The sequence below is a fragment of the Allobosea sp. 2RAB26 genome, assembly GCF_052115465.1.
GTDB lineage: Bacteria > Pseudomonadota > Alphaproteobacteria > Rhizobiales > Beijerinckiaceae > Allobosea.
In genome coordinates this window covers 269789-293912 of the sequence record NZ_JBFRGS010000007.1, presented here as the reverse complement: position 1 = coordinate 293912, position 24124 = coordinate 269789, and the positions used below count along the sequence as shown (strand labels likewise).

The following is a 24124-nucleotide window of genomic DNA, read 5'->3' as shown; positions in this document are numbered from 1 at the left end:
CATCCGGTGCTCGCACATATCGGACGTCGCCTCGCCGGCCTGCTGCTGGTCCTCTTCCTCGTTGCCGCGCTGGTCTTCTTCCTGACGCGGCTGGCGCCCGGCGACCCCGCGGCCCTGATGCTCGGCGACCAGGCGACGCCGGAGGATGTGGCGCGCCTGCGCGAGGCTTACGGGCTCGACAAGCCGCTCCTGCTGCAATTCGTGCTCTGGCTGAAGGAATGCGCGACCGGCAATCTCGGCCAGTCGATCTTCCTGCAGCAGCCTGTGACCCAGGCGCTGCTGCAGCGCGCCGAGCCGACCTTCTTCCTCGCGATGTTCTCGCTCGCCATTGCCGCGGCGATCGGCATCCCGGCCGGCATCGCCTCCGCGGTCTGGCGCGGCCGCCCGATCGACCAGGCGGTGAGCGGGCTCGCCATGCTCGCGGCCAATATCCCGAGCTTCTGGCTCGGCCTGATCTTCATCCAGCTCTTTGCCGTGCGTTTCGGCTGGTTCCCCGTCGCTGGCTATGGCGCGCCCGACGCCTCCTTCTTCGAGCGGCTCCAGCACCTGTTTCTGCCATCCGCCGTGCTCGGCGTCGTCAACTCCGCTCTCATCACGCGCTTCACCCGCGCCAGCATGCTCGATGTGCTCGATGCCGATTTCGTACGGACGGCACGGGCGAAGGGCATCTCGGAACTGCGCGTGGTGCTGCGCCACGCCTTCGGCAATGCGCTCGTCCCGATCATCACCGTGCTCGGCCTGACGCTCGCCCTGCTGATCGGCGGCGCGATCGTGACCGAGACCGTGTTCGGCCTGCCCGGCGTCGGCAATCTTGTCGTGTCGGCGGTGCTGCGCCGCGATTATCCCGTGATCCAGGGCGCGCTTCTGGCGGTCGCGGCCATCTACGCACTGATCAACCTGGCGATCGATGTGATCTACACCCTCGTCGACCCACGGGTGCGCCAATGAGCTCCGCCGTGACTTCAGCTCCGACACTTCTGTTCTTGCGCCGGCTCTTCCGCCGCAAGCTGGTGCTCCTTGCAGCCGTGATCCTTGTGATTGCCTTCGCACTCGCCCTGCTGGCGCCCTGGCTCTCCCCGTTCGATCCTGCCTCGATGCGCATGGCAAGGCGCTTGCGCCCGCCCGGCGAGGTGAACTGGTTCGGTACGGACGAACTCGGCCGCGACGTCTTCTCCCGGGTGATCTGGGGAGCCCGCGCCTCGCTGGGAATCGGGCTTGCCGTCGTCGTGATCTCGATCTCGATCGGGGCTGCGCTCGGCCTCGTCGCCGGCTATTTCAAGCGCGCCGACGCCGTGATCATGCGCCTGGTCGATGCGCTGATGTCACTGCCCGATATCCTGCTCGCCATCTTCCTCGTCGCGGTGCTCGGCGCCTCCGCGGGCAATGTCGTGCTGGCGCTCGCCATCGTCTACACGCCGCGCGTCGTCCGCGTGATCCGCGCCTCGACGCTGGTGGTGCGGGAACTGCCCTTCGTCGAGGCGGCACGCGCGCTCGGCGTCTCGATCTGGCGCATCCTCTTCGTGCATGTGCTGCTCAACGTCGCCTCGCCCCTCCTGGTGCAGGCGACCTTCATCTTCGCCTACGCGGTCCTTGCCGAAGCCGGGCTGTCCTTCCTCGGCGCGGGTGTGCCGCCGGAGACGCCGACCTGGGGCACGATGATCGCGTCCGGCCAGCAATATGCCGAGGACGCATTCTGGGTCGTCGGATTTCCCGGTGTCGCGATCGTGCTGGTCGCGCTCTCGCTGCAGATCGTCGGCGATGGCCTGCGCGACATGCTCGACCCCAAGCTCAGAAAGGCGCTGTGAGATGACCGCGCCCCTTCTCGCCATCGAAGATCTCGCCGTTTCCTTCCGCACCGAAGAAGGTGAGGTGACGCCGGTGCGCGGCGTCTCACTGCGGATCTCGGAGAACGAAACCGTCGCGGTGGTTGGCGAGTCCGGCTCCGGCAAGTCAGTGACGAGTTTCGCCACCATGGGCCTGCTGCCACGCCCGTCGGGGCGGGTCTCGCAGGGCCGCATCCTGTTCCGTCGCCGTTCCGGCGATACGATCGACCTCGCCACCGCGCCCCGGGCCACCATGCAGGCGCTGCGCGGCGCCGAGATCGCGATGATCTTCCAGGAGCCGATGACCAGCCTGAACCCCGTGCTGACCGTCGGCGAGCAGATCGCCGAGGCGGTGCGGCTGCATCTCGGCTATGACCGGCGCAAGGCCTGGGCGCACGCCGTCGAGATGCTTGGCCTCGTCGAAATCCCCGATGCGGCGCGCCGCGCCTCGGACTATCCGCATCACATGTCGGGCGGCATGCGTCAGCGCGTCATGATCGCGCTGGCGCTCTCCTGCCGGCCGGCCCTGCTGATCGCCGACGAGCCGACCACGGCGCTCGACGTCACGATCCAGGCGCAGGTGCTGACGCTGCTTGACCGGCTGCGGCGCGAGCTTGGAATGGGCGTGCTCTTCATCACCCATAATCTCGGCGTCGTCGCCGAGATCGCCGACCGCGTGACGGTGATGTATGCGGGCGAGGTGGTCGAAAGCGCGCCGGTTCGGGACCTCTTCAACGCACCGCGCCACCCCTATACGCGCGCCCTGCTGGAGTGCATGCCGTCGCGCGCAATCCAGGACTCAAGCGGTCGGCGCGTCGTGCGCTCGATCCCGGGGCAGGTTTCGCGCGTCGAGCGCGGTTGCGCCTTTGCGCCGCGCTGCGCTGATGCAACGCCTGCCTGCTCCATCGAGGCCCCCATGCTGGAGAATGATGCGGGGCGGCAGACACGCTGCCTGCGCTGGAGGGAACTTGCATGAGCACGGAACCGCTCCTCACGATTGCAGGCCTTTCCAAGAGCTTTGGCAAGGCACCCCACCTGGTGCGCGCCGTCAACGACGTCAGCTTCTCGCTGGCGCGCGGCGAAGCGCTCGGGCTGGTCGGCGAATCCGGATCGGGCAAGAGCACGATCGGCCGGCTTGCGCTGCGCCTGATCGATGCGTCGGCAGGTCAGATCCGTTTCGAAGGACAGGACATCACGGCAGCGCCGGAACGCCGGTTGAGGCTGTTCCGTCGCCAGGCGCAGATGGTGTTCCAGGACCCCTATGCTAGCCTCAATCCGCGGCTGCGCGTCAGCAGCATCGTCGGCGAGGCGCTCGATGCCCATGGCCTTGCGCGCGGGGCGGCACGCAAGGCGCGGATCGCCGAACTGCTCGAACTCGTCGGCCTTCCCGCCGCACATATGGAGCGCTACCCCCATGAGTTCTCCGGCGGTCAGCGGCAACGCATCGGCATCGCGCGGGCTCTCGCCGTCGAACCGAGACTGATCATCGCCGACGAGCCGGTCTCGGCCCTCGATGTCTCGGTGCAGGCACAGGTGCTGAACCTGATGCAGGACCTGCGGCGGCGGCTCGGCCTGGCGATGCTGTTCATCTCGCATGACCTCGATGTCGTCGAGCTGATGTGTGACCGGATCGCCGTGCTCTATCTCGGCCGCATCATGGAGATCGGCTCGACGGAGCAGGTCGCCCGCCATCCGCGCCATCCCTATACGCGGGCGCTGATCGCCGCATCGCCGAGGCCTGACCCGGACGCGCCGCCGCGCGAGCGCATGCTGACCGGCGACATCCCGTCTCCGCTCGCTCCGCCCTCGGGCTGCGTTTTCCGCACCCGCTGCCTGCACGCGACGGAGCGTTGCGCCAAGGAGGCTCCGGTCTTGCGCGGGACGGGATCGGAACATCAGTTTGCCTGTCATTTCGATATCAGCCACAGTCCGAGCGCATGACAGACATCGTCCCTGCTGACGCAGCCGGCCGCCCCAGCGGCCCCGACGATTCGATTGGCGCCTCCGACATCATGAGCTCCATCAGGCAGGGGCTCGGCGCGATGTCCGAGAGCCAGCAGAGGGTGGCGCGCCTGTTCCTCGACGAAGTCGAATGGGTGGTGAAGGCGAATGTCGAGGATATCGCGGCGCGCGCCGGGGTCAGCGCGCCGACAATCGTACGCTTCGCCCGGCTGGTCGGTTGCCAGGGCCTGAGGGACCTCAAGCTGAAGCTCGCCGGAGCGGTGGCGCTCGGCGCGCCGTTCCTGCACCGTTCCGTGCGGATGGGGGAGACCGCGAGCGACGTGCTGCGCAACGTCACGGGCAGCATCACGACCGTGCTCGCCGAATGGCAACGCCGCATCGATCCGCTCGATCTCGATCGCGCCGCGGCTGCGATCAGCAAGGCAAGGCGGATCGATTGCCTCGGCACCGGCGCGACATCGCATTTCCTGGCGCAGGATCTGCAGGCGCGGCTGTTCCGCCTCGGCCTGAACGCCAATGCCTTTTCCGATGCGCATTTTCAGCTCGTCGCAGCGGCAACGCTGACCTCGGAGGATGTGCTGGTCGCGATCTCCTTCGTCGGCCGCATGCCGGCACTGCTGCGCGCCGTCGAGGTCGGCAAGGCCCGTGGTGCGACGATCATCGCGCTGGCCCAGGGCGGAACGCCGCTTGCGCAGCTTGCCGACGTCGCGCTGCCGCTGGATGTTCCGCACGACACCGCAATGCTGGTCGGGACGGATGCCTATGTGGTCCAGCTCATCGCCATCGAGGTGCTGATGATCCTTGTCGGCCTGCGTCAGGGCCCGCAGCTGATCGGCCGCATGAACGATGTTCAGCACGTCCTGCGCCATTACAGCGTCGACCGTGAAGACCCGTCGGTGCTGCATGCGGGCTGGCGCCAGATGCTGGACTCCGACCCGAACGCCGATCCAAAGGACTGATCGTGGGGGCCGGTGCGGCTCCGCACAGGCCAACCTCTTCGTGTCCGATCGCGCCACGATGGCGGACAACGCGGGAGACCGGCCCGTCGCGGGACCTCGTTCTCTTCCTGTCGCCGTGCCCATCACCCGTTCAGACGCTGGGCGCGATGACGAAGCCCCGGCCCGGAGCGCCGACGAGCGAGCCATCAACCTCGCTCCGATCGATGTCTTGGACGCCGGCCCCAGGCGGCCCATCGAAGGCATCCGCGGCTAGCGTCTCAATGATGTCGGACGGCCCCGAGACCACGGCCTCCACCGTGCCGTCGGCCCGGTTTCTCACCCAGCCCGCCACGCCTGCAGCGCGTGCGCGCGCACAGAACCACTGCCGATAGCCAACGCCCTGCACGCGGCCCGAGATGATCAGGTGAAGGTTCATGCTCCTTCCCGTCCCTTGGGCACCCGCGAAAACCGCACGCGCACCGCATCGCTCAACGGTCGCTCCCTCGGGCTGGCCATCGCAGCCGGGCGAACGGACATCCCCATACTACCGGACACCCTTCGACGACGCATCCCCGGCAATGCCGATGCGGGTGCGTGACCGACGGCTTGTGCGCCAATCAATCATATGATGATATGATCATACAATGGCGCGCCCCTCCAATTTCCATTCGCATCTGGTCGACCGCCTTGGCCGCATGATCGTCGGAGGCCAGATCGGCAACGACGGCGCATTGCCGCGGGAAGACGAGCTCGCCACCCAATTCGCCGTCAGCCGCACGGTGATCCGCGAAGCGACGAAGACCCTTCAGGCGCTCGGGCTGATCACGACGGGGCCCCGCGTAGGCTCGCGCATCCAGCCGATGTCATCGTGGCGGCTGCTCGACCCTCAGGTGATGGACTGGATCACCGATGCCGGCATGGCGAGCGGGTTCGAACGCGATCTTCTCGAACTGCGCAACATGATCGAGCCCGCGGCCGCAGCCTTCGCCGCCGAGCGCGGCACGCCCGCTCAGATCGGCGCCGTCGCGGCGGCGCTGGAAGGGATGGCCGACGCTCCGGGCAAAGCGGAACACGAGGCGGCGGATTTTCGCTTCCATGAGGCGATTCTGGAGGCGTCCGGGAACAGTCTTCTGCTCCAGCTCAAGCCGATCCTGCACGCCGTGCTGAAAGCCTCGTTCCGGTTGTCGATGCACGACCACGAGCGGGCCCAGGCGTCCGTTGCGATCCACCGCCATGTCGCATCAGCGATCACCGCGCGCAGGCCCGAGCAGGCTCGCGAGAGCATGATCGCGCTTCTGAAAGTGGCCCAGGCCGATATCGACCTCGCCCCCGGACGGACGACCTCCGTCGCGGAAAGGAGCGAGGGAACAAGAAACTCACAGGAAACGCACCATGCTCGCAAAAGCCGAAAGATGGATCCTACGAGGGCTTGAGGCTGTCCTGGTCATCCTGCTCGCCGGGATGGTCGTGATGGTCTTCGGCAATGTCGTCCTGCGCTATGCCTTCAACTCCGGCCTCGATCTGTCCGAGGAGCTGTCGCGCTATTTCTTCGTCTGGCTGACCTATATCGGCGCCGTCGTGGTGATGCGCGAAAACGGGCATCTCGGCGTCGACACGCTGGTTGGCGCGCTTGGCCGCCAAGGCCGTTTGATCTGCATGATCATCAGCGACGCCTTCATCCTGGCCTGCTGCGTGATGCTGCTCGACGGAACCTGGAAGCAGCACGAGATCAACGCCACCGCGGTCGCGCCGGTCACCGGGCTGAGCATGGGCTATGTCTATGGTGTGCTGTACTTCGCCGGGATTGGCATCGGCTTCATCACGCTTGCCCGGCTCGTTCGCGCCCTGACGGGAAAACTCGGCGAATTCGAACTGGCCGAGTTTGCCGGCGACTACAGCGGCAATCCTTCACATGACCTGAAGGGCCACCTCGAATGACGATCACCATCTTCCTCCTCTCGCTCTGCGGGGCGATGGCGCTCGGCATGCCGATCGCGTTTGCGCTGATCGTCTGCGCGGTCGCGTTGATGCTCTGGCTCGGCGTCTTCGACACCCAGATCATCGCCCAGAACATGATCATCGGCGCGGATTCGTTCCAGCTCCTGGCGATCCCGTTCTTCCTGCTCGCCGGCGAGCTGATGAATGCCGGCGGCCTGTCCAAGCGCATCGTCAACTTCGCGCTCTCGCTGGTCGGCCATCTCCATGGCGGCCTAGGTTACGTCGCGATCTTCGCCTCCATCATCATGGCCTCGCTGTCAGGCTCTGCTGCGGCCGATACCGCTGCGCTCGCCTCGATCCTGCTGCCGATGATGCGCCAGGCCGGCTACGATACCGGTCGCTCGGCCGGCCTGATCGCATCCGGCGGCATCATCGCCCCGATCATCCCGCCTTCGATCGGCTTCATCGTCTTCGGCGTCGCCGCCAATCTCTCGATCACCAAGCTCTTTCTCGCGGGTGTCTTTCCCGGGCTGCTCATTGGCCTGTCGCTGGTGATCGCCTGGTTCATCGTCTGCCGCCACGACAAGATCACGGTCCTGCCGCGGCGCAGCGGCGCCGAGCGTTTGAAGGCGACCTGGGACGGTTCGCTTGCCCTGCTGATGCCGCTCGCAATCCTCGGCGGCATCCGCTTCGGCATCGTCACGCCGACCGAAGCGGCCGTGGTCGCGACCGTCTACGCGCTCGTCGTCGGCATGTTCGTCTATCGCGAGCTCAAGCCGCGCGACCTCTACAAGGTGGCGTTGACCGCCGCCAAGACGACGAGCGCAGTCATGCTGCTGGTCGCCGCGGCCGTCGTCTCGGCCTGGCTCATCACCCAGGCCAATATCCCGGCCGAGCTGTCGAGCGTGCTCGAGCCCTTCATGGACAACAAGACGGTCCTGATGATCGTCATCATGCTGCTGGTCATGGTCGTCGGCACTGCGCTCGACTTCACACCGACAGTGCTGATCCTGACACCGGTATTGATGCCGGTGATCAAGCAGGCGGGCATCGACCCGATCTATTTCGGCGTGCTCTTCATCATCAACAACGCCATCGGCCTGATCACGCCGCCGGTCGGTATCGTGCTCAACGTGGTCTGTGGCGTGGCCCGCATCCCGATGTCTCTGGTGATCCGCGGCGTCTGGCCATTCCTCGTCGCCCAGACCGTCGCGATGTTCCTGCTGATCCTGTTCCCGCAGCTCGTGACCGTTCCGCTTGCCTGGCTGAGCGGCCGCTAATCCAAAAACCAAGGCAATCAAGGAGAAAGCCCATGCTGAGCTCACGTCTCGTCTCCATCCTCGCCGGCGTCGCGCTTGCGGCGCTTGCAGGGTCCGCCCAGGCGCAGATCAAGGAACGCAATATCCGCGTTTCCAACGGCATCAACGAGGACCACCCGGTCGGCAACGGCGTCGCCAAGATGCGCGCCTGCATGACTGAAAAGTCCGGCGGCAAGCTGAAGCTCCAGGGTTTCTGGGGCGGCGCGCTCGGCGGCGACCTGCAGGCGACGCAGGCGCTGCGTGCCGGCACGCAGGAGATGGTGATCACCTCCTCCTCGCCGCTGGTCGGCATCATGCCTGCACTCGGCGTCTTCGACCTGCCCTTCCTCTTCACCAACGAGAAGGAAGCCGATGCAGTCCTCGACGGAGCCTTCGGCAAGTACATCTCCGACAAGCTTCCCGCCTTCGGCGTCGTCAACCTCTCCTACTGGGAAAACGGCTTCCGCAACCTGACCAACTCGAAGCGCGCCGTCTCCAAGGCTGAAGAGCTCACCGGTCTCAAGGTCCGCGTGATGCAGAACAACATCTTCCTCGACAGCTTCAAGAGCATGGGCGCCAATGCCACGCCGATGGCGTTCGGCGAGGTTTTCGCGGCGCTCGAGACGCACGCGATCGACGGCCAGGAGAACCCGCTCGTCACCATCGACACCTCGAAGCTCTACGAGGTGCAGAAGTACCTGACGATGACACGCCACGCCTATACCCCGTTCCTGGTGCTCTATTCCAAGAAGCTCTGGGACCAGCTCTCCAGCGAAGAACAGGCGATCCTGAACGAGTGCTCGACCGTCGGCCGCGATGAGGAGCGCCGCGTCTCGCGCACGCTCAACGACACGTCGATGGCGAACCTGAAGAAGCAGGGCATGCAGGTTTCGGACGTCTCGGCCGACGAACTGACCAAGATGCGCGAGGCCACCGCGGCCGTTTACCAGCGCCACGAGGCCTCGATCGGCAAGGAGACGATCGACCGCCTCAAGGCCGATCTCGCCAAGATCCGCGGCACCAACTGAACAGGAGAGCCCCGGAGCCGCACGACAGCTCCGGGGCTACCGCCATGCGCATCACCCGTATCGAACCCTTCATCCTGCATATCCCGGTGACGGGCGGCTCGATTGCCGACTCGACCCACCGCATCAGCCATTGGGGCGTCGTCGGCGCCAAGATCGTCACCGAGGACGGCCTCGAAGGCTACGGTTTCACCGGCACTCATGCCGACATCGCCTCCGACCGGCTGATCACCTCCTGCATCCGCGACTGCTATGCCCCGTTGCTGATCGGCGAGGATGCTTCCGAGATCACGCGGCTCTGGCTGAAGCTCGCCCGCCACCCGGCCCTGCAATGGGTCGGACGCGCCGGTATCACTCAGCTCGCTCTCGCCGCGGTCGATGTCGCGCTCTGGGACCTCAAGGCGAAGGCGGCCGGGGTACCGCTCTGGCACCTGCTCGGCGGCGCAACCAAGCCGAAGCTCGAAGCCTACAACACCGATATCGGCTGGCTTTCGATCCCGCGGGACGAACTTGTCGAAGGCTGCCGCATGGCGGTCGAACGTGACGGCTTCCGGCGCCTCAAGGTCAAGGTCGGCCATGCCGACCCCGGGATCGACATCGCCCGGCTGGAAGCCGTGCGCCGTGCCATTGGCGACCACGTCTCCCTCGCCATTGACGGCAACGGCAAATGGGATCTGCCGACCTGCAAGCGCTTCTGCGCGCGGGCCGAGGCGCTCGACATTTTCTGGTTCGAGGAGCCGCTCTGGTATGACGATGTCGGCTCGCATGCCGCGCTGGCGAAGGCGACTTCGATACCGATTGCGCTCGGGGAACAGCTCTATTCGCTCGACGCCTTCCGCGCCTTCGTCGCGGCCGACGCCATCCACTACGTCCAGCCCGACGTGACCCGCCTCGGCGGCATCACCGAGTACATCCAGGTCGCGGAGCTTGCACTCGCCAGCCGCCTGCCGGTCGCGCCCCATGCTGGCGAGATGAGCCAGGTCCATGTCCATCTCGCCTATTGGCATCAGGCGACGCCGATCCTCGAATACATTCCCTGGATCAAGGATGCCTTCGTCGAGCCCGCCAATGTCGCCGATGGCTATTTCCTAAGACCCCAGCAGCCCGGCGCCGGCACGACGCCGACCGCTGAGGCGCTCACCCGCTACGCCAAGCCTCTCGCTTGAGAAACCTCATGAAAATCACTGCTGTTGAAACCATCCGCCTGACCGAGTTCGGCAACATCATCTGGGTGCGGCTCCACACCGATGCGGGCCTGGTCGGTCTCGGCGAGACCTTCATGGGCGCCGCCGCGGTCGAAGCCTATCTGCACGAGACCGTGGCGCCGAAGCTGCTCGGCAAGGACCCGCTCCAGATCGAGGCGCGCAATGCCAGCCTGAACAACTATCTCGGCTGGCGCGGCTCGGGCGTCGAAACGCGCGGCAACTCGGCCGTCGACATCGCGCTCTGGGACATCTACGGCAAGACGATCGGCCAGCCGGTCAGCGTCGCGCTCGGCGGCAAGACGCGCGACACGATTCGCACCTACAACACCTGTGCCGGCTACAAGTATATTCGCGATGCGCGCTCGCAGGCTGTCGCCAACTGGCATGTCGGCGAGCAAGGCGGCCCCTATGAGGATCTCGAAGGCTTCCTCTATCGCGCCGACGAACTCGCCCATTCCCTGCTCGAGCAGGGCATCACCGGCATGAAGATCTGGCCCTTCGATATCGCGGCAGAACGCTCGGCCGGCTGGGACATCACGCCTCAGGAACTGAACACCGCACTGGAGCCGTTCCGCAAGATCCGCAAGGCGGTCGGCGACAAGATGGACATCATGGTCGAGTTCCACTCGCTCTGGAGCCTGCCCATGGCGAAGAAACTGGCGGAGCGCCTGGCCGAATTCGACACCTACTGGCACGAGGACCCGTTCCGGCTCGACAATGTCCACGATCTCGGCGAGTACGCCCGCCACTCCAAGGCCTGGGTCTGCGCCTCGGAAACGCTGGCCTATACCCATTCCTTCCGGGATTATCTCGAGACCGGTGCCGCCGGGGTCGTCATGCTCGACCTGTCATGGTGTGGCGGCCTTTCGGAAGCCCGCAAGATCGCAGGCATGGCCGAGGCCTGGCACACGCCGGTCGCCCCGCATGACTGCACAGGTCCAGTCGTCTACGCGGCATCGTGCCATTTCTCGATGCATGCCCGGAACACGCTGATCCAGGAATCGGTCCGCGCCTTCTATACCGGCTGGTACACCGAGCTGGTCACCGACCTGCCCAAGGCCGAGAACGGCATGATCACCGTATCGGACGCGCCCGGCCTCGGCCTCGAGCTGCTCCCTGGGCTGGAGAAGCGCGCCGACGCTATCGTGCGCTTCAGCCGCCTCTCCGACCTCTGAACTTCGGTATCGGCGCCCGCCGTCGCATTTCCGACCCGGCCTCCGAGCGAAGCCGGGTCGCTGCAAGGATCTCGCGCCCTGCTCTGCTCCCCGCTCAGCTGAGCATGCGCGTGTCGCCGCAGACCGAGATTTCCTGACCGGAGATTGTCTTGGCGAAGGGGGACGCCAGGAAGACGATCTGCTTGGCGATGTCGTTCGGGTCGACGAACTGCTTGATCGAGACGCCCGCGAACAGGCGCTGGGTCATCTCCTCATGCGAGATGTTGAAGCTGCGCGCCTTGTTGGCGATCACGCTCTGGATACGGGCACCGTCGACCAGGCCGGGGCAGATCGCATTGGCCCTGATTCCGAACTCGCCGAGCTCCGCCGAGATCGCCTTGGTGAAGCCGATGACCCCCCATTTCGCCGCGCCATAGGGCGAGCGCAGCGGAAAGCCGTGCTTGCCGGCCTGGCTCGACAGATTGACGATGCTGGCATTGGCGGATTGCTTGAGATGCTGCACGGCGAGCCGGGTGCAGTTGTACTGACCGGTCAGATCGACTGCGACACAGGCATCCCAGTCCGCGGGATCGATTTCGTCGACGCGGCCGGTCGGCCCGGCTATGCCGGCATTGTTGACGAGGCAGTCGAGCCCGCCGAGCGCCGCCAGCGCCTCATTGAACAGATTGGCCACCGCGTCGCGGTCAGAGACGTCGCAGACCGATTGCGTGATCGCCGGATCGCTGGACGCCATCGCTGCCAGGGCCTCGCGATCGACGTCGCAGATATGGACCCTGGCGCCTTCCGCCGCAAAGGCGCGTGCCGTCGCCCGGCCAATGCCGTTGGCGCCCGCCGTAACCAGAACGCGCAATCCCTTGATCTGCAAATCCATTGTCGTCTCCCCCCGATGCCCGCGCCGTAGCGCCTCTCAGATTGCGGCGAACCCTGACTATGGCGCCAGGCCACCGGTGCTTTCGATATGGGCGGCGGCTGCAGCGATATCGGCTTCCAGCGCGGCCCTTGCAGCCTGCGGATCCCGGCGCCGCAGGGCATCGAGCAGGGCGGCATGGGAAACCACGGCGCTGCCACCGTCGAGGCGGCGCGGTTCGTGGCGCATATCGAGATTGAGGATGGGGCCGGCCTTGAGCCAGAGCCGCTCGATCATCTCGACCAAGGTCGGCATGCGCGCCGCCTCATAGAGCGTGAAATGCAGATTGCGGTTGGCTGCGACTGCGCCAGCGGCGTCTGGGGGATCGGCGCTCGCCGCCTGTCGGAACGCGGCCTCGTGCCGGGCAATCTCCTCGATCTCGGCTTCGTTTGCCGCCTTCGCCGCCTCTTCGGCCGCAAAGCCCTCGACGACCAGGCGCAGGCGCGTCAATTCGCGAAACTGTGCCAATCGCAGCAGCGGAACGCGTACGGCACGTCCGGGCAGAACCTCCAACGCGCCATCCGCGGCGAGCCGGCTGACCGCCTCGCGCACCGGCATCATCGAGACACCAAGAGCCTCCGCGACACGCCGCAGCGAGAGCTTCTCACCCGGAGCAAGCCGGCCGGCGACGAGCAGCGCCCGCAATTCCCCGGTGACCCTCTCCCCCAGGGTCTCGCGCGTCAGCGCCCCGACCTCGTCGAGCGCGGATGCATCGCGACCAGCCGAGACATCACCGATCCCATCGTCGGCAGCCGGATTCGCGAAGGACTGGACAGGGGCAACCATGTCTGCCAACCTAACTGTGATCACAGATCACGACAAGTGGATATCAAGCCGCCAGCAGAGCAGACAGCAGGTCGACAATCTCCAGCGCAAAGCGCGGAACCGTTCTGGGAGGAACGCAATGGCAGACCATCAGCAGTCGAAATTTCGTTTGTCACGACGTCAGGCCCTTGCCGGGCTTGGAGCCGGTGCCGCTACCGGATTGATTGCAAGTCCGTCGCTGATCCTGGCGCAGACGCCGGATGCCATCCGCTTCGGCCACCTGACGCCGCGCACCGGTTTCCTCGGTCCGCTCGGCGAGTACGGCGTCATGGCCGTCGACCTCGCCGTCGAGGAGATCAATGCTGCGGGCGGCATCAATGGCCGCAAGCTCGAGGCCCTGAAGGAGGATTCGGTCAATCCGCAGACCGCCTCGACCAAGGCCGAGCGCATGATCGAGCGCGACAAGGTCGCGTGCATTCTCGGCGAGATTTCCTCGGCCTCCTGCCTGACGATCTCGCAGGTCGCAGCGCGCAACAAGATCCTCTTCGTCAACACCGGCGGCAACTCCGATGCCCTGCGCGGCGAAAGCTGCAACCGCTACATGTTCCATGTCGAGCACCAGAACTCGATGTATGTGAAGAGCTGCGGCCGCTCGCTGATGGCGCAGGGGCTGGTCAAGGGCAAGAAGTGGTTCTCGCTGACCGCCGACTACGCCTTCGGCCATGACCTGCTCAAGGTCGCCAAGCGCTTCATGGAGGCCAATGGCGGCCAATTCGCCGCCGACAAGCTGGTGCCGACCGACGCAACCGACTTCTCGGCGCTCCTGATCGAAATCCGCGCCGCCAAGCCCGACATCGTGATCTCGAACCTTGCCGGCAACCAGATCACCAATTTCCTCAAGCAGTATTCCGAATTCGGCCTGACCTTCCCGGTCGCCGGATTCGGCTTCGACACGGCGCTCGCCTGGGCTGCCGGCAAGGACAATTTTGGCGGCGTCTGGCCCTGCGTCTGGCACCACCTGATCGATACGCCGGCGAGCAAGACCTTCGTCTCCGCCTTCACCAAGAAATACGGCAAGCCGCCGGAGAACCAGGCCTGGGGCGATTACATGGCCGTGAAGATCATGGCCCAGTCGATGAACGAGCTGAAGAGCACCGATACCGCCAAGATCCTCGAGCATTGGGAGAAGGGCGCGAAATTCGACGTCATGAAGACGCGCGAAGGCTATTTCCGCGCCTCGGACCACCAGCTGATGAGCGAAATGTACACGATCACGGCGCTGCCGGCAGCGCAGGTCAAGAACCAGTGGGATCTCTTCACCTCCTCGCCGCCCGTGCCGGGACCGAACGAAAGCCTCGAAGTGATCGCGACGACGGGGGACGAGGCGGTCTGCAAGATGAGCTGAGGCGCTCCCCCCTTGCCAGATCCGCGCCGTCATTCCGGATCGGCCGCGCCAGCGGCGCCGATCCGGAAGCCATCGTAGAGCCCAGCGCCCTGGGATGGTCCCGGCACTCCGCTTCGTTGCGGCTGGGATGAACGAGCCTCCCGAACCTCTCGGGCGCGCCGCGCCCCTGCCCGACCCTGTCGATCAAGCAAAGGCGTCCCCTTGCTCATTCTCTTCATCCAGCAGGTTCTGAACGGACTGCTCGACGGCGTCTATTACCTTCTGATCGCCCTCGGCCTGTCGCTGATCTTCTCGCTCGGCGGCATCGTCAATCTCGCGCATGGCGCCTTCTATGCGATCGGCGCCTATCTCACGATCGTGCTCGCGCCCCATATCGGCTTCGGCGGCGCGATCATCGCGTCGCCGGTGCTGGTGGCGCTGATCGGCATCGTCGTCGAGCGCGGCCTGTTCCAGCGCTTCTACCGCTCGGACCCGATCCTTTCGCTGCTGCTGACCTTCGGGCTCGCGATGGTGGCGGAGCAATCCCTGCGCATGATCTTCGGCGCGCCGCCGCTCTCGTTCTCGATCCCGCCGGCGCTGCGCGGCCAGATCTTCCTCGGCGAGTTCATCTATTCGCGCTATCGCGCGCTTCTGCTCCTGATTGCAGCAGCTTGCGTACTCGGGCTCTGGTTCCTGCTCCAGCGCACGGCCTTTGGTCGCGTCGTCCGGGCCGGCGTGCAGAACCCCGACATGGTCGGTGCGCTCGGCATTTCGCTGCAGCCCTACATGATGGCTGTAGCCGGCATCGGCATCGGGCTTGCCGGCCTGGCCGGCGTCCTGCTCGCGCCGATCTACTCGATCCATCCCGCCATGGGGCAGGAGATCATCACCCCGGCCTTCGTCGTCGTCGTCATCGGCGGCCTCGGCTCCTTCTGGGGCGTGGTCGTGGCGGCGCTGATGGTCGGCGTGGTCAAGGGCATCACCATCGGCCTCGGCTTCACGCAATGGTCGACCGCGGTGATCTACCTGATGATGCTGCTCGTCCTGCTGTTCCGGCCGCGCGGCCTGTTCGGCGAACGCATCCAGCGCTTCGAGTGAGGGCGAAATGACAGCCTCTCAGCGCGACCGCGCGCCTCTCCTGATTGCCGCCATCGGCCTCGCCGCCCTGCCCTTCCTGATGCATTTCATTGGGCTCGGCACCACCTCGGCGACCGAGATCGTCGTCTTCGCCATTGCCTGCATGGCCCTGAACATTCTCGTCGGCACGACCGGACTCGTCTCCTTCGGCCATGGCGCCTGGTTCGGGCTCGCCGCCTATGCCGCGGGCTTGATCCAGCGCAACTGGCTGCCCGGCCAGTTCGCCCTGCCGATCCTGCTCGCGGTGCTCTTCGTGGGCGTGCTCGCCTTCGCGTTCGGCGCCCTGATCCTGCGCCGCAAGGGCGTGTATTTCTCGCTCCTGACCCTGGCGCTCGCCGCCATGACCTATTCGATCGCCTTCCGCTGGACCGCCGTGACCGGCGGGGAGGACGGCCTCGGCGGCATCAGGCGCCCGCTCTTCGCTGGCGTCGATTTCGATCAGGCGCTGCCGTTCTACATCCTCGTCGCGCTGATCGGCATGGCAGTGGTCTACGGGCTCTGGCGCTTCCAGCGCTCTCCGGTCGGCACCGTTCTGGTCGCGATCCGCGAGAACGAACAGCGCGCCCGGTTTCTCGGCTACCAGACGAACCGCTACAAGCTCGTCGCCTTCACCATCTCGGCGGCCCTGACCGGGCTCGCCGGCACGCTGCTGCTGTTCAACAACCGCATGACCTCGGCCGAGCCGATCTCGGTCGCCTTCTCCGGCGAATTGCTGGCGATGGTCGTGATCGGCGGCATGCGCTCCTTCCTGGGCCCGGCTCTCGGCGCGCTCTTCTTCGTGATCTTCCGCGACTATCTCTCGAGCCTGACGCCAAACTGGCTGTTCTGGTTCGGGCTGCTCTTCGTCGGCTTTATCGTCTTCTCGCCCATGGGGCTCGTTGGCGTCGGCGAGCGGCTGCTGCGGCCCTTCCGCAAGCAGGCTGCCGAAGATGCGGCAATGTCGGCGCGCAAGGTCGGTGCGGTCACGCTCCCGGATTTCATGAAGCCGCAGAACTGGGTCGAGGGCGCAATCCTTACCGCGACCGGCCTCGCCAAGAGCTTTGGCGGCATCAAGGCGGTCGAGGGTGTCACTCTCGCGATACGCGACCGGTCGCTGCATGCGCTGATCGGCCCGAACGGTGCCGGCAAGACGACCGCCTTCAACCTGATCTCAGGCCAGTTTCGGCCGGATCATGGCGAGGTTCGCCTGCGCGAGCGCGAGATCACGGGGCTCTCGCCCGAAGCGATCACCCGCGCCGGCATCGGCCGCGCCTTCCAGATCACCAATCTGTTCCCGTCGCTTTCCGTCGCCGAGAATGTCCGTCTCGCCGTGCAGGCGCGCGCTCCGGAGCGCTTCGGCTTCTGGCGGGCGGCGGAGTCGCTGGGACAGGTTTCGGACGAGACGCGGCAGGTCATCGAGACCATGGGCCTGCGCGGCATCGAGAGCGCCGAGGCCGGCTCGCTCAGCTATGGCGGCCAGCGTCTGCTCGACATGAGTCTCGCCCTTGCCACCAAGCCGCGTGTCCTGCTCCTGGACGAACCACTCGCCGGTCTCGCAGCAGCCGAGCGCGAACGCGTCGGCAACCTGATCAAGTCGATCTCGGCCGACCTGCCGGTGCTGCTGGTCGAGCACGATATCGACCGCGTCTTCCAGATCGCGGACCATGTCACGGTGATGAACGAGGGCAGCGTGCTGGTCGATGGCACGGTCGAGGACGCGCGCTCCTCCCCGCAGGTTCAGGCGGTCTATATCGGCTCGGGAGCGCATGCGCTGGCCGAGAAGCCACGCCCCAGTGCGGCAGGAGAGACGATTCTGCTCGGGCTTTCCGGCGTCGACACCTATTACGGCAAGAGCCACATTCTCCGCGACGTCAGCTTCGACGTCCACGTGAACGAGATCGTGGCGCTGCTCGGCCGCAACGGCGCCGGCAAATCGACCTTGCTGAAGACGATCACCGGCATCGCGCCGCCCGCCACGGGAACGATCAATCTTGCCGGTTCCGACATCGCACGCCTGCCGCCGGCCGTGATCGCGCGCGGCGGCATCGCCTATGTGCCGCAGGGGCGCGGTCTCTTCGCCGGCATGAGCGTCAAGGACAATATGGAACTCGGCCGCCTCAAGCGCCTGACCGGCAACGGCACGCGCTGGGAGGACGACAAGATCTTCGCCTTCTTCCCACGCATCAAGCAGCGCTGGCATTCCCCGGCCGACTACCTCTCCGGTGGCGAGCAGCAGATGGTGGCCGTGGCGAGGGCGCTCTCCGGTGACACGCGTGTCCTGCTGCTGGACGAGCCCTTCGAGGGCCTCGCCCCGGCTGTGGTCGAGGAACTTTTCGAGGCCTTCGACAAGCTGAGACAGGAGATCGCGATCGTGATCGTGGACCACCATCTCGACCTTGCGCTGGCACTTTCGGACCGAACGGTCGTGCTTGAGCGCGGCCAGGTCACTCATGTCGGCCCGTCGAAGGCTCTCAGCCAGGACCTGGCGCTACGCCGGCAGGTGCTCTGGCTGTGAGCGCCCTGCCTCAACCCTATCCCGACCTTCGTCGCTTCCCGCAGGATCAACACGCATGACCAAGATCGCGATCATAGGCTCCGGACTGATCGGCCGTGCCTGGGCCACCATCTTCGCCAGCCATGGTTTCGACGTCGCACTGCATGATGTCGCGCCCGGAGCGGCCGAGGCCGCCCGCACCCATATCGGCAGCAATCTTGAGGAACTCGCCGGCCACGGCCTCGTCGAGGACCCACGGGGCTCGCTCGCGCGTATCCGCGTCGCCTCGGGCCTGGCGGATGCCTTGAACGGCGCCGACCTCGTGCAGGAGAACGGGCCGGAGGCCGTGGAAACCAAGCGCGCCCTCTTCGCCGAGATGGACAGGCTTGCCGCGCCGGAGACGATTCTCGCCTCCTCGACCTCGTTCATCATGGCCTCGGTGTTCAGCGAGACGCTCCCGGGGCGGGCCCGCTGTCTCGTCGCCCATCCCGTCAATCCTCCGCATCTCGTACCCATCGTCGAACTCGCACCGGCGCCCTGGACGGCTCCAGCCGTCCTCGCCCGGGCCAAGGCGATCTATGAACAGGCCGGGCAGGTTCCGATCACCCTGCGCAAGGAGAAGCCGGGCTTCGTCCTCAACCGCCTGCAGGCCGTGCTGCTGGCGGAAGCCTTTCGCCTCGTCGGCGAGGGCGTCGCGAGTGCGGAAGACGTCGACAAGACGATCCGCGACGGGCTCGGCCTGCGCTGGTCCTTCATGGGGCCGTTCGAGACGATCGAGCTCAACGCGCCCGGCGGCATTCCCGATTACTGCGCCCGTTACGGCGCCTCCATCGCGACCATGGCGGCACAAGCCGTTGGCGGCGACCCGTTTGGCGCGGAAACCGTCGCCACGGTCATGAGCGAATGGCCCGGAACGCAATCGGCCGAGCGGGTGAAGCGCCTGAGCGACTGGCGCGACACGCGGCTGGCCGCACTGCAGGCCCATAAGCGCGCTGCCGCGCGCAAACCCGTCTGAAATCCTTCATCCTGACCGCTGATGGGAGCCGCCATGGCCAAGAACCGCAAAGTCATGATCACCTGCGCCGTGACCGGTGCGATCCACACCCCCTCGATGTCGCCTTACCTGCCGGTGACCGCCGATGAAATCATCGACGCTGCGGTCGGCGCCGCCGAAGCGGGAGCGGCGCTCGTGCATGTCCATGCTCGCGATCCCGTCACCGGCAAGCCGGACCAGTCCCCCGAGGCCTTCGAGCCCTTCCTGAAGGTGATCAAGCAGCGCAGCGATTGCGTCATCAACATCACCACGGGCGGTGCGCCGACCATGGGTATCGAGGAGCGTCTGCGACCCTGCGCCTATTTCAAGCCCGAAGTCGCTTCGCTCAACATGGGCTCGATGAATTTCGGTCTGTATCCGATGCTGAGCCGCTTCAAGGCGTTCAAGCATGATTGGGAGCAGCCCTATCTCGAAGGCTCGAAGGACCGCATCTTCAAGAACACGTTCCAGGACATCGAGAACATCCTGACGACCTGCGCCGAGAACGGCACGCGCTTCGAGATCGAGTGCTACGATATCGGACATCTCTACACGCTGGCGCATTTCGTCGATCGCGGGCTGGTGAAGCCGCCCTTCTTCGTCCAGTCGGTCTTCGGCCTGCTCGGCGGCATCGGGCCGCACCCGGAAGATGTCGCGCATATGAAGCGCACGGCCGATCGGCTCTTCGGCGACCAGTACCATTGGTCGGTGCTTGGCGCCGGGCGTCACCAGCTTCCGATCGCCGCAATGGCTGTCGCGATGGGTGGCAACCTGCGCGTCGGTCTGGAGGATTCGCTCTGGATCGGGCCGGGACAGTTGGCAAAATCCAATGCCGAACAGGTCCGGGCGGCGCGGAAGATCATCGAAGGTCTCGGACTGGAGCTGGCGACTCCGGACGATGCGCGCGAACTGCTGCAGCTCAAGGGGGCAGACAAGGTCGCCTTTTGAACGGCGCCGCTACTAAAGCATCGGCCCGAAAAGTGGATTGCGGTTTTCGGGAAAGCCGATGCAAGGACAAAGGGTTAGATCATCGGACTGGATACGATATCCGGTCCGTTGATCTAACTCCTCCTCGAAATCGCGGCCGACCTACTCCCGGTCATCATAACGGTGCGGAACGCCTCGATCTGCGCGGCAGAAGATGCATCGTCCCTCGCGCCCCCGACGATTCTGTTCAACGGCAGCGTTTGCTGGAATGCATAATTGAGGCGACCGCCGCGGCGCAGAGGCCGAGCAGACATGCCGAGACAAGCAGGGTCGGCATGATGCCGGCCCTGTCGAACCCTGCCGCATAGATCAGCGGCATGGCCGACTGCCCGAGCATGGCCGCCATCGAGTGCAACGCCATCATCGCGCCCTGCGTATGCGGGGTGAGCGTCGCCAGATAGGTCTGAAGTGGAATGGCTGCACTGCGATAGGCGAAGCCGAATGCCAGCAATGCGCCGAACTGCAAAGGCCAGGGAAGATGGGCACTCAGACTTGCCATGGCGAGCGTCATGACCAGCCCGCCGGCCAGGGTGAAATGGACTGGCGTTATCCTGCGATAGGCAGAGAACGCCGAGCCGAACCCGGCGCGCGATGACGAGACTTCGCGGGTATCGCGCAGCGCCGCCGTGACGATAGCGAAACAGCTCAGGCCGATCGGGCCGGCCACGAGCAGGCTGCCGCGCCAGCCGAGCGCATCGGCAATGAAGCCGGACCCGACGGCCCCGGCCAGCGACCCTGTGACCGAGGCCGCACTGGCCTTGCCGAAAGCCTCCTGATGCCCCTCAGGCGCGATCCGCTCCGCCAGGATGGCAAAGCACAGCGGGAATGTGCCGGCCGTGAAGAAGCCGACGACGAGCCGGGTGGCGAGCAGCAGTTCGAAACTGGAGGCAAGGCTGCCGAGCAATGTGCCAAGCGCGCTCACCCCGAGGCAGACGCGCATCACCCGCAATTTGCCGAGTTGGTCGCCGAGAGCACCGGCAATCGGCTGTGCCAGGGCATAGGCGAGCGCAAACGCCGTCGCCATGGCCACAACCTGGCTGCGAGGCACCGCAAAATCCCGGCTGAGCAGGGGCAGCACGGGGTCGAACAGGAACACTCCGAGCGAAGAGCCGAAGCAGGCGAGGCCGAGAATGCGCAGCAATGCGTGCTGCTGGCCGGGCGGCGGCTTCGCGACTTGGCGTGGGGCGTGGCCCCCTGGCGTGCCGACCGGCAGACTGGTCATCAGCTTGCGCAGCCCCCTCAGCGTCATCGGCTGCCCCGAACTCGGGCTCATCCGCTCAGGCACAGACGAGGGATGTCCCCGCCGAGGCGCCTCGTCCCTTGCCCCCCGAATGCCGGCATGAGCCCATGTGATTTGGCCCTGCGCCGGCCGAACAAGATGCGCGCTTTCGTCAAATTCCAGACGGATCGGCCGTTTTCGCGGCTCTTTCAGCAGCATCTTTCAGATGGCATGGCTCAGACGTTCGAGGTCATCGGCGCTGGCGTCATGGCGCCTCCATTTGCGGGATCGCTCGCGGAGCAAGGAGCCAGCGTCACCGCCATCGCACGCGACGTTGGGGGAGATCGGGCGCCGCTCCGCAGGCCGGAAGATCCTCTGTCGGTGCGGTTCGGAGATTGAGTTCGGCGTGGCGCTGGCTCTTGCCCGCCATCCGCAATGTGCCGAGAAGCACTGGAATTTCCAGCGCGTCTCGGTGTCTACGTCGCGGCCACAAGGGAAGCGCGACAGGCGCGGCTATGCAGGTTCATCCCTGCGAAGCGAGGCGGCCACCCGCGCGGATGCGGGGGCGCGGGATCGTCCGGTCAGCGGCGGCAGACTTGCACGCGGCGGACGACCCAGCGGCCACGATGGTCGCGCACGCGACGGTTTTCCCACCAGCAGCGGCCATGGCGTGGCGCGACATGCCGCGGGGGCGAACGGTGCCATTGTGCGAGTTCGACGCCGGGATTGGTGGCAACGCTACCAGCCGATGATACCGGGGCAGCAAAGGCAGTGCCCGAACACAGTGCTCCGATAACCATCCCAGCAGCGAGCGCTGCTCCGCGAATATCAACCAATTGATCCTCCTTGGCCTCAAGCCAAATTTTGACCCGGCGCATCACCACGCCAGGCAATCGATCGGCCGCTGTCACGGCCGATCGTTCCTGCTCCGCCCGCTTTGACCGCGAGCTCGGCGAAAACTCTCGGCAGTCGGACAGAATTCAGAAGCGCCAGATGAGCGGAACGATGAAGACGGCCACCACGAAGAACCAGATCAGCAGCGGCAGGCCGAGCTTCCAGTAATCGCTGAAGGCATAGCCGCCTGGCCCCATCACCATCAGATTGGTCGGCGTCGCGATCGGGGTGAGGAAAGCTCCGGCGGCGGCAACGGCCGTGCTCATCAAGACCGGCCGCGGCGAAATCCCCATGCTGGCGGCCGCAGCGACGCCGATCGGGATGACGATGAGCGCGGTCGCGGTATTGCTGATCAACTGCCCCATGACGGCAGTCAGGACGAACAGACCTGCAAGCAAGGCGACCGGCCCGGCATCGCCGACCATGTAGACGAGCCGCTCGGCCATCAGCTTCGCCGCACCGGTTTCCACCATCGCGGTCGAGAGCGGCATCATGGCGCCGACGAGGATCACGGTGGTCCAGCCGATCGCGCGGTAGGACTGCTCGACATTCATGATGCCCGACAGGATGATCGCGCCTGCAGCCAGCAAACCTGCGACGGCGGGCGGGACGACGCCTGTGGCAAGCAGCAGAACCATCGCGACGAGAATGATGACAGCCTGCTTCGCGCCGGGGCCCATCGGCACGGCCTGACGGCGCACCAGCTCGGGCGAGCTCACGACGAGGACATCGGGATCGTCGAGATGGACGTCGAGCGCCTTCCAGGTGCCCTGCAGCAGCATGGTATCGCCGGCTTGCAGCACGATGCCACCGGAATCCTTGGTTGCATTCGCGGCGGCGAGTTCCGCCCCCGCGCGCTGCACGGCCAGAACGATCAGATCGCCACTGTCGGTGACCATCCCCGGGAAAACGGTCTGGCCGATCAGGCCGGAGCGCGGCGGGATCACGACTTCGGCCAGACCGGAGCGCTGGTTGAACAGCGTCTCCGCGCCCTGCCCCTGCTTTGCCTCCTCACGGAAGGCGAGATGCATCTCCGCCGCCAGTGTCGCGGCCGCGTCAACCTCACCGCGAACCAAAAGATGATCGCCATCGGCAATGACCGAGCGGCGGATGGGGCTTGCGGTTTCGCCCTCCTGAATGGCGACCAGCTGCAGCCCCGGATAGGCCGACAGGTCGATGCTGGCGGGCGCAGCGCCGAGATAAGGCGAACTGGCACGCACGCGCATCTGATAGATGCCGCTGGCAAGGCCGTATTGCTCGACCAGCGTCTTGGCATGCCGGCTGAAATCGGCGGGCATGGTCGCGCCATTGCGCTCAGGCAGCAGGCGCTGGCCGAACAGGATGATGATCGCCATCGTGCCCGCCAGCAGCGGCACGCCGACCAGAGCGAATTCGAAGAAACCGAAGCTGCCCATCCCTGCATCGCTACTGGCCTCGGAGACCAGCACGTTCACGGGAGTTCCCGTCAGCGCCAGCATCGAACCCGCATGCGCGGCGAAGACCAGCGGCATCAGCAGTTGCGAAGAATTGCGCTTGAGCCGAACCGCGATGACGACAACAACCGGCAGCAATGCAGCGACGGCGCCGTTGAGGCTGATCACCGCGGTCAGCAGCGAAACGAGAATCATGGTGAGAATCAGAAGGCGGGTTCGACTTTCCTCCCCCGCTCCCTTGATCAGGAGTTGGCCTGCCCAGGCGGTGACGCCGGTGACCTCGAGCCCGGAGCTGACGACGAAGAGCGAGGCGATGAAGATGACGGCGGGGTCGCCGAAACCGCCCAGAGCCTGGGGGAGGGTCAGGACACCGGTCGCCCAAAGGGCAAGCGCTACTCCCATCGCGACCAGAACGACGGGAATCTTGTTCCAGATGAACAAGACCACGGCAACGGCGATGATGGTGCCGGTATAGGCTATCGGGCTCAATCGCTCAGCTCCCTATTGGGCCCTGCCAGGCCGCAGAAA

At 65.8% G+C, this 24124-nt stretch carries 21 protein-coding genes; 16 read left to right on the top strand and 5 right to left on the bottom strand.

Annotated features, from left to right (window positions below; translation table 11 throughout):
* Positions 1-6 precede the first annotated feature (6 nt).
* From AB4118_RS16505 to AB4118_RS16485, 5 genes are all read left to right on the top strand, one after another.
* A complete protein-coding gene (locus AB4118_RS16505) occupies positions 7-948 on the top strand; it encodes an ABC transporter permease (protein ID WP_069878112.1) in 942 nt (313 codons plus the stop codon).
* Positions 945-1805, top strand: a complete 861-nt coding sequence (locus AB4118_RS16500) for an ABC transporter permease (RefSeq protein ID WP_441490751.1) — start codon at positions 945-947, stop codon at positions 1803-1805. Before AB4118_RS16505 ends, AB4118_RS16500 begins: the two co-directional genes overlap by 4 nt.
* Before the next feature lies 1 nt (position 1806).
* Positions 1807-2799: an ABC transporter ATP-binding protein gene (locus tag AB4118_RS16495; RefSeq protein WP_441490750.1), complete on the top strand. Its 993-nt coding sequence runs from the start codon at positions 1807-1809 to the stop codon at positions 2797-2799.
* Positions 2796-3764, top strand: a complete 969-nt coding sequence (locus AB4118_RS16490) for an ABC transporter ATP-binding protein (RefSeq protein ID WP_441490749.1) — start codon at positions 2796-2798, stop codon at positions 3762-3764. Before AB4118_RS16495 ends, AB4118_RS16490 begins: the two co-directional genes overlap by 4 nt.
* A 71-nt stretch (positions 3765-3835) precedes the next feature.
* On the top strand, positions 3836-4744 hold the full coding sequence (locus tag AB4118_RS16485; protein ID WP_441490748.1) for a MurR/RpiR family transcriptional regulator: 909 nt from the start codon (positions 3836-3838) through the stop codon (positions 4742-4744).
* A gap of 130 nt (positions 4745-4874) precedes the next feature.
* On the opposite strand, the gene AB4118_RS16480 is transcribed toward AB4118_RS16485, so the two are convergent.
* On the bottom strand, positions 4875-5159 hold the full coding sequence (locus AB4118_RS16480) for an acylphosphatase (RefSeq protein WP_441490747.1): 285 nt from the start codon (positions 5157-5159) through the stop codon (positions 4875-4877).
* Between the two features lie 208 nt (positions 5160-5367).
* Here AB4118_RS16480 and AB4118_RS16475 point away from each other — a divergent pair, with 208 nt between their 5' ends.
* From AB4118_RS16475 to AB4118_RS16450, 6 genes are read left to right on the top strand one after another with little or no spacing between them, the layout of a single operon-like run.
* Positions 5368-6156 carry a FadR/GntR family transcriptional regulator gene (locus AB4118_RS16475; protein WP_441490746.1) on the top strand — a complete coding sequence of 263 codons (789 nt, stop codon included), beginning with the start codon at positions 5368-5370 and terminating at the stop codon, positions 6154-6156.
* On the top strand, positions 6116-6661 hold the full coding sequence (locus AB4118_RS16470) for a TRAP transporter small permease (protein WP_441490745.1): 546 nt from the start codon (positions 6116-6118) through the stop codon (positions 6659-6661). The genes AB4118_RS16475 and AB4118_RS16470 overlap by 41 nt, the downstream gene beginning before the upstream one ends.
* Positions 6658-7941, top strand: coding sequence for a TRAP transporter large permease (locus tag AB4118_RS16465; protein WP_441490744.1), 1284 nt, complete (start codon positions 6658-6660; stop codon positions 7939-7941). Before AB4118_RS16470 ends, AB4118_RS16465 begins: the two co-directional genes overlap by 4 nt.
* Before the next feature lie 32 nt (positions 7942-7973).
* Positions 7974-8987 (top strand): TRAP transporter substrate-binding protein, encoded by a 1014-nt coding sequence (locus AB4118_RS16460; protein ID WP_441490743.1) that lies wholly within the window; start codon positions 7974-7976, stop codon positions 8985-8987.
* Positions 8988-9031: 44 nt separating this feature from the next.
* Complete coding sequence (locus AB4118_RS16455) at positions 9032-10150, top strand: mandelate racemase/muconate lactonizing enzyme family protein (RefSeq protein ID WP_441490742.1); 1119 nt, start codon at positions 9032-9034, stop codon at positions 10148-10150.
* A gap of 8 nt (positions 10151-10158) precedes the next feature.
* Positions 10159-11364, top strand: a complete 1206-nt coding sequence (locus AB4118_RS16450) for a mandelate racemase/muconate lactonizing enzyme family protein (protein ID WP_441490741.1) — start codon at positions 10159-10161, stop codon at positions 11362-11364.
* Between the two features lie 94 nt (positions 11365-11458).
* Here the strand turns inward: AB4118_RS16450 and AB4118_RS16445 are convergent, their stop codons facing one another.
* Both AB4118_RS16445 and AB4118_RS16440 read right to left on the bottom strand, forming a co-directional pair.
* Positions 11459-12235 carry an SDR family oxidoreductase gene (locus AB4118_RS16445; protein WP_441490740.1) on the bottom strand — a complete coding sequence of 259 codons (777 nt, stop codon included), beginning with the start codon at positions 12233-12235 and terminating at the stop codon, positions 11459-11461.
* Between the two features lie 57 nt (positions 12236-12292).
* Positions 12293-13057 carry a GntR family transcriptional regulator gene (locus AB4118_RS16440; protein WP_441490739.1) on the bottom strand — a complete coding sequence of 255 codons (765 nt, stop codon included), beginning with the start codon at positions 13055-13057 and terminating at the stop codon, positions 12293-12295.
* A 118-nt stretch (positions 13058-13175) separates the two neighbouring features.
* Here AB4118_RS16440 and AB4118_RS16435 point away from each other — a divergent pair, with 118 nt between their 5' ends.
* The 5 genes from AB4118_RS16435 (at position 13176) to kce (ending at position 20011) form a co-directional block, all read left to right on the top strand.
* A complete protein-coding gene (locus AB4118_RS16435; protein WP_441490738.1) occupies positions 13176-14441 on the top strand; it encodes an ABC transporter substrate-binding protein in 1266 nt (421 codons plus the stop codon).
* A 201-nt stretch (positions 14442-14642) separates the two neighbouring features.
* Positions 14643-15518: a branched-chain amino acid ABC transporter permease gene (locus tag AB4118_RS16430; RefSeq protein WP_441490737.1), complete on the top strand. Its 876-nt coding sequence runs from the start codon at positions 14643-14645 to the stop codon at positions 15516-15518.
* 7 nt (positions 15519-15525) lie between these two features.
* The gene (locus AB4118_RS16425; RefSeq protein WP_441490736.1) at positions 15526-18051 is read left to right on the top strand and encodes a branched-chain amino acid ABC transporter ATP-binding protein/permease; all 2526 of its coding nucleotides are present in this window, start codon (positions 15526-15528) and stop codon (positions 18049-18051) included.
* A gap of 55 nt (positions 18052-18106) precedes the next feature.
* Positions 18107-19045, top strand: a complete 939-nt coding sequence (locus AB4118_RS16420) for a 3-hydroxyacyl-CoA dehydrogenase (RefSeq protein ID WP_441490735.1) — start codon at positions 18107-18109, stop codon at positions 19043-19045.
* A gap of 33 nt (positions 19046-19078) precedes the next feature.
* On the top strand, positions 19079-20011 hold the full coding sequence (gene kce / locus AB4118_RS16415) for a 3,5-dioxohexanoate:acetyl-CoA acetone transferase (protein ID WP_441490734.1): 933 nt from the start codon (positions 19079-19081) through the stop codon (positions 20009-20011).
* 226 nt (positions 20012-20237) lie between these two features.
* Here the strand turns inward: kce and AB4118_RS16410 are convergent, their stop codons facing one another.
* Positions 20238-21299, bottom strand: a complete 1062-nt coding sequence (locus AB4118_RS16410; RefSeq protein WP_441490733.1) for an MFS transporter — start codon at positions 21297-21299, stop codon at positions 20238-20240.
* Between the two features lie 950 nt (positions 21300-22249).
* Positions 22250-24085, bottom strand: coding sequence for an SLC13 family permease (locus tag AB4118_RS16405; RefSeq protein ID WP_441490732.1), 1836 nt, complete (start codon positions 24083-24085; stop codon positions 22250-22252).
* Positions 24086-24124: the final 39 nt, after the last annotated feature.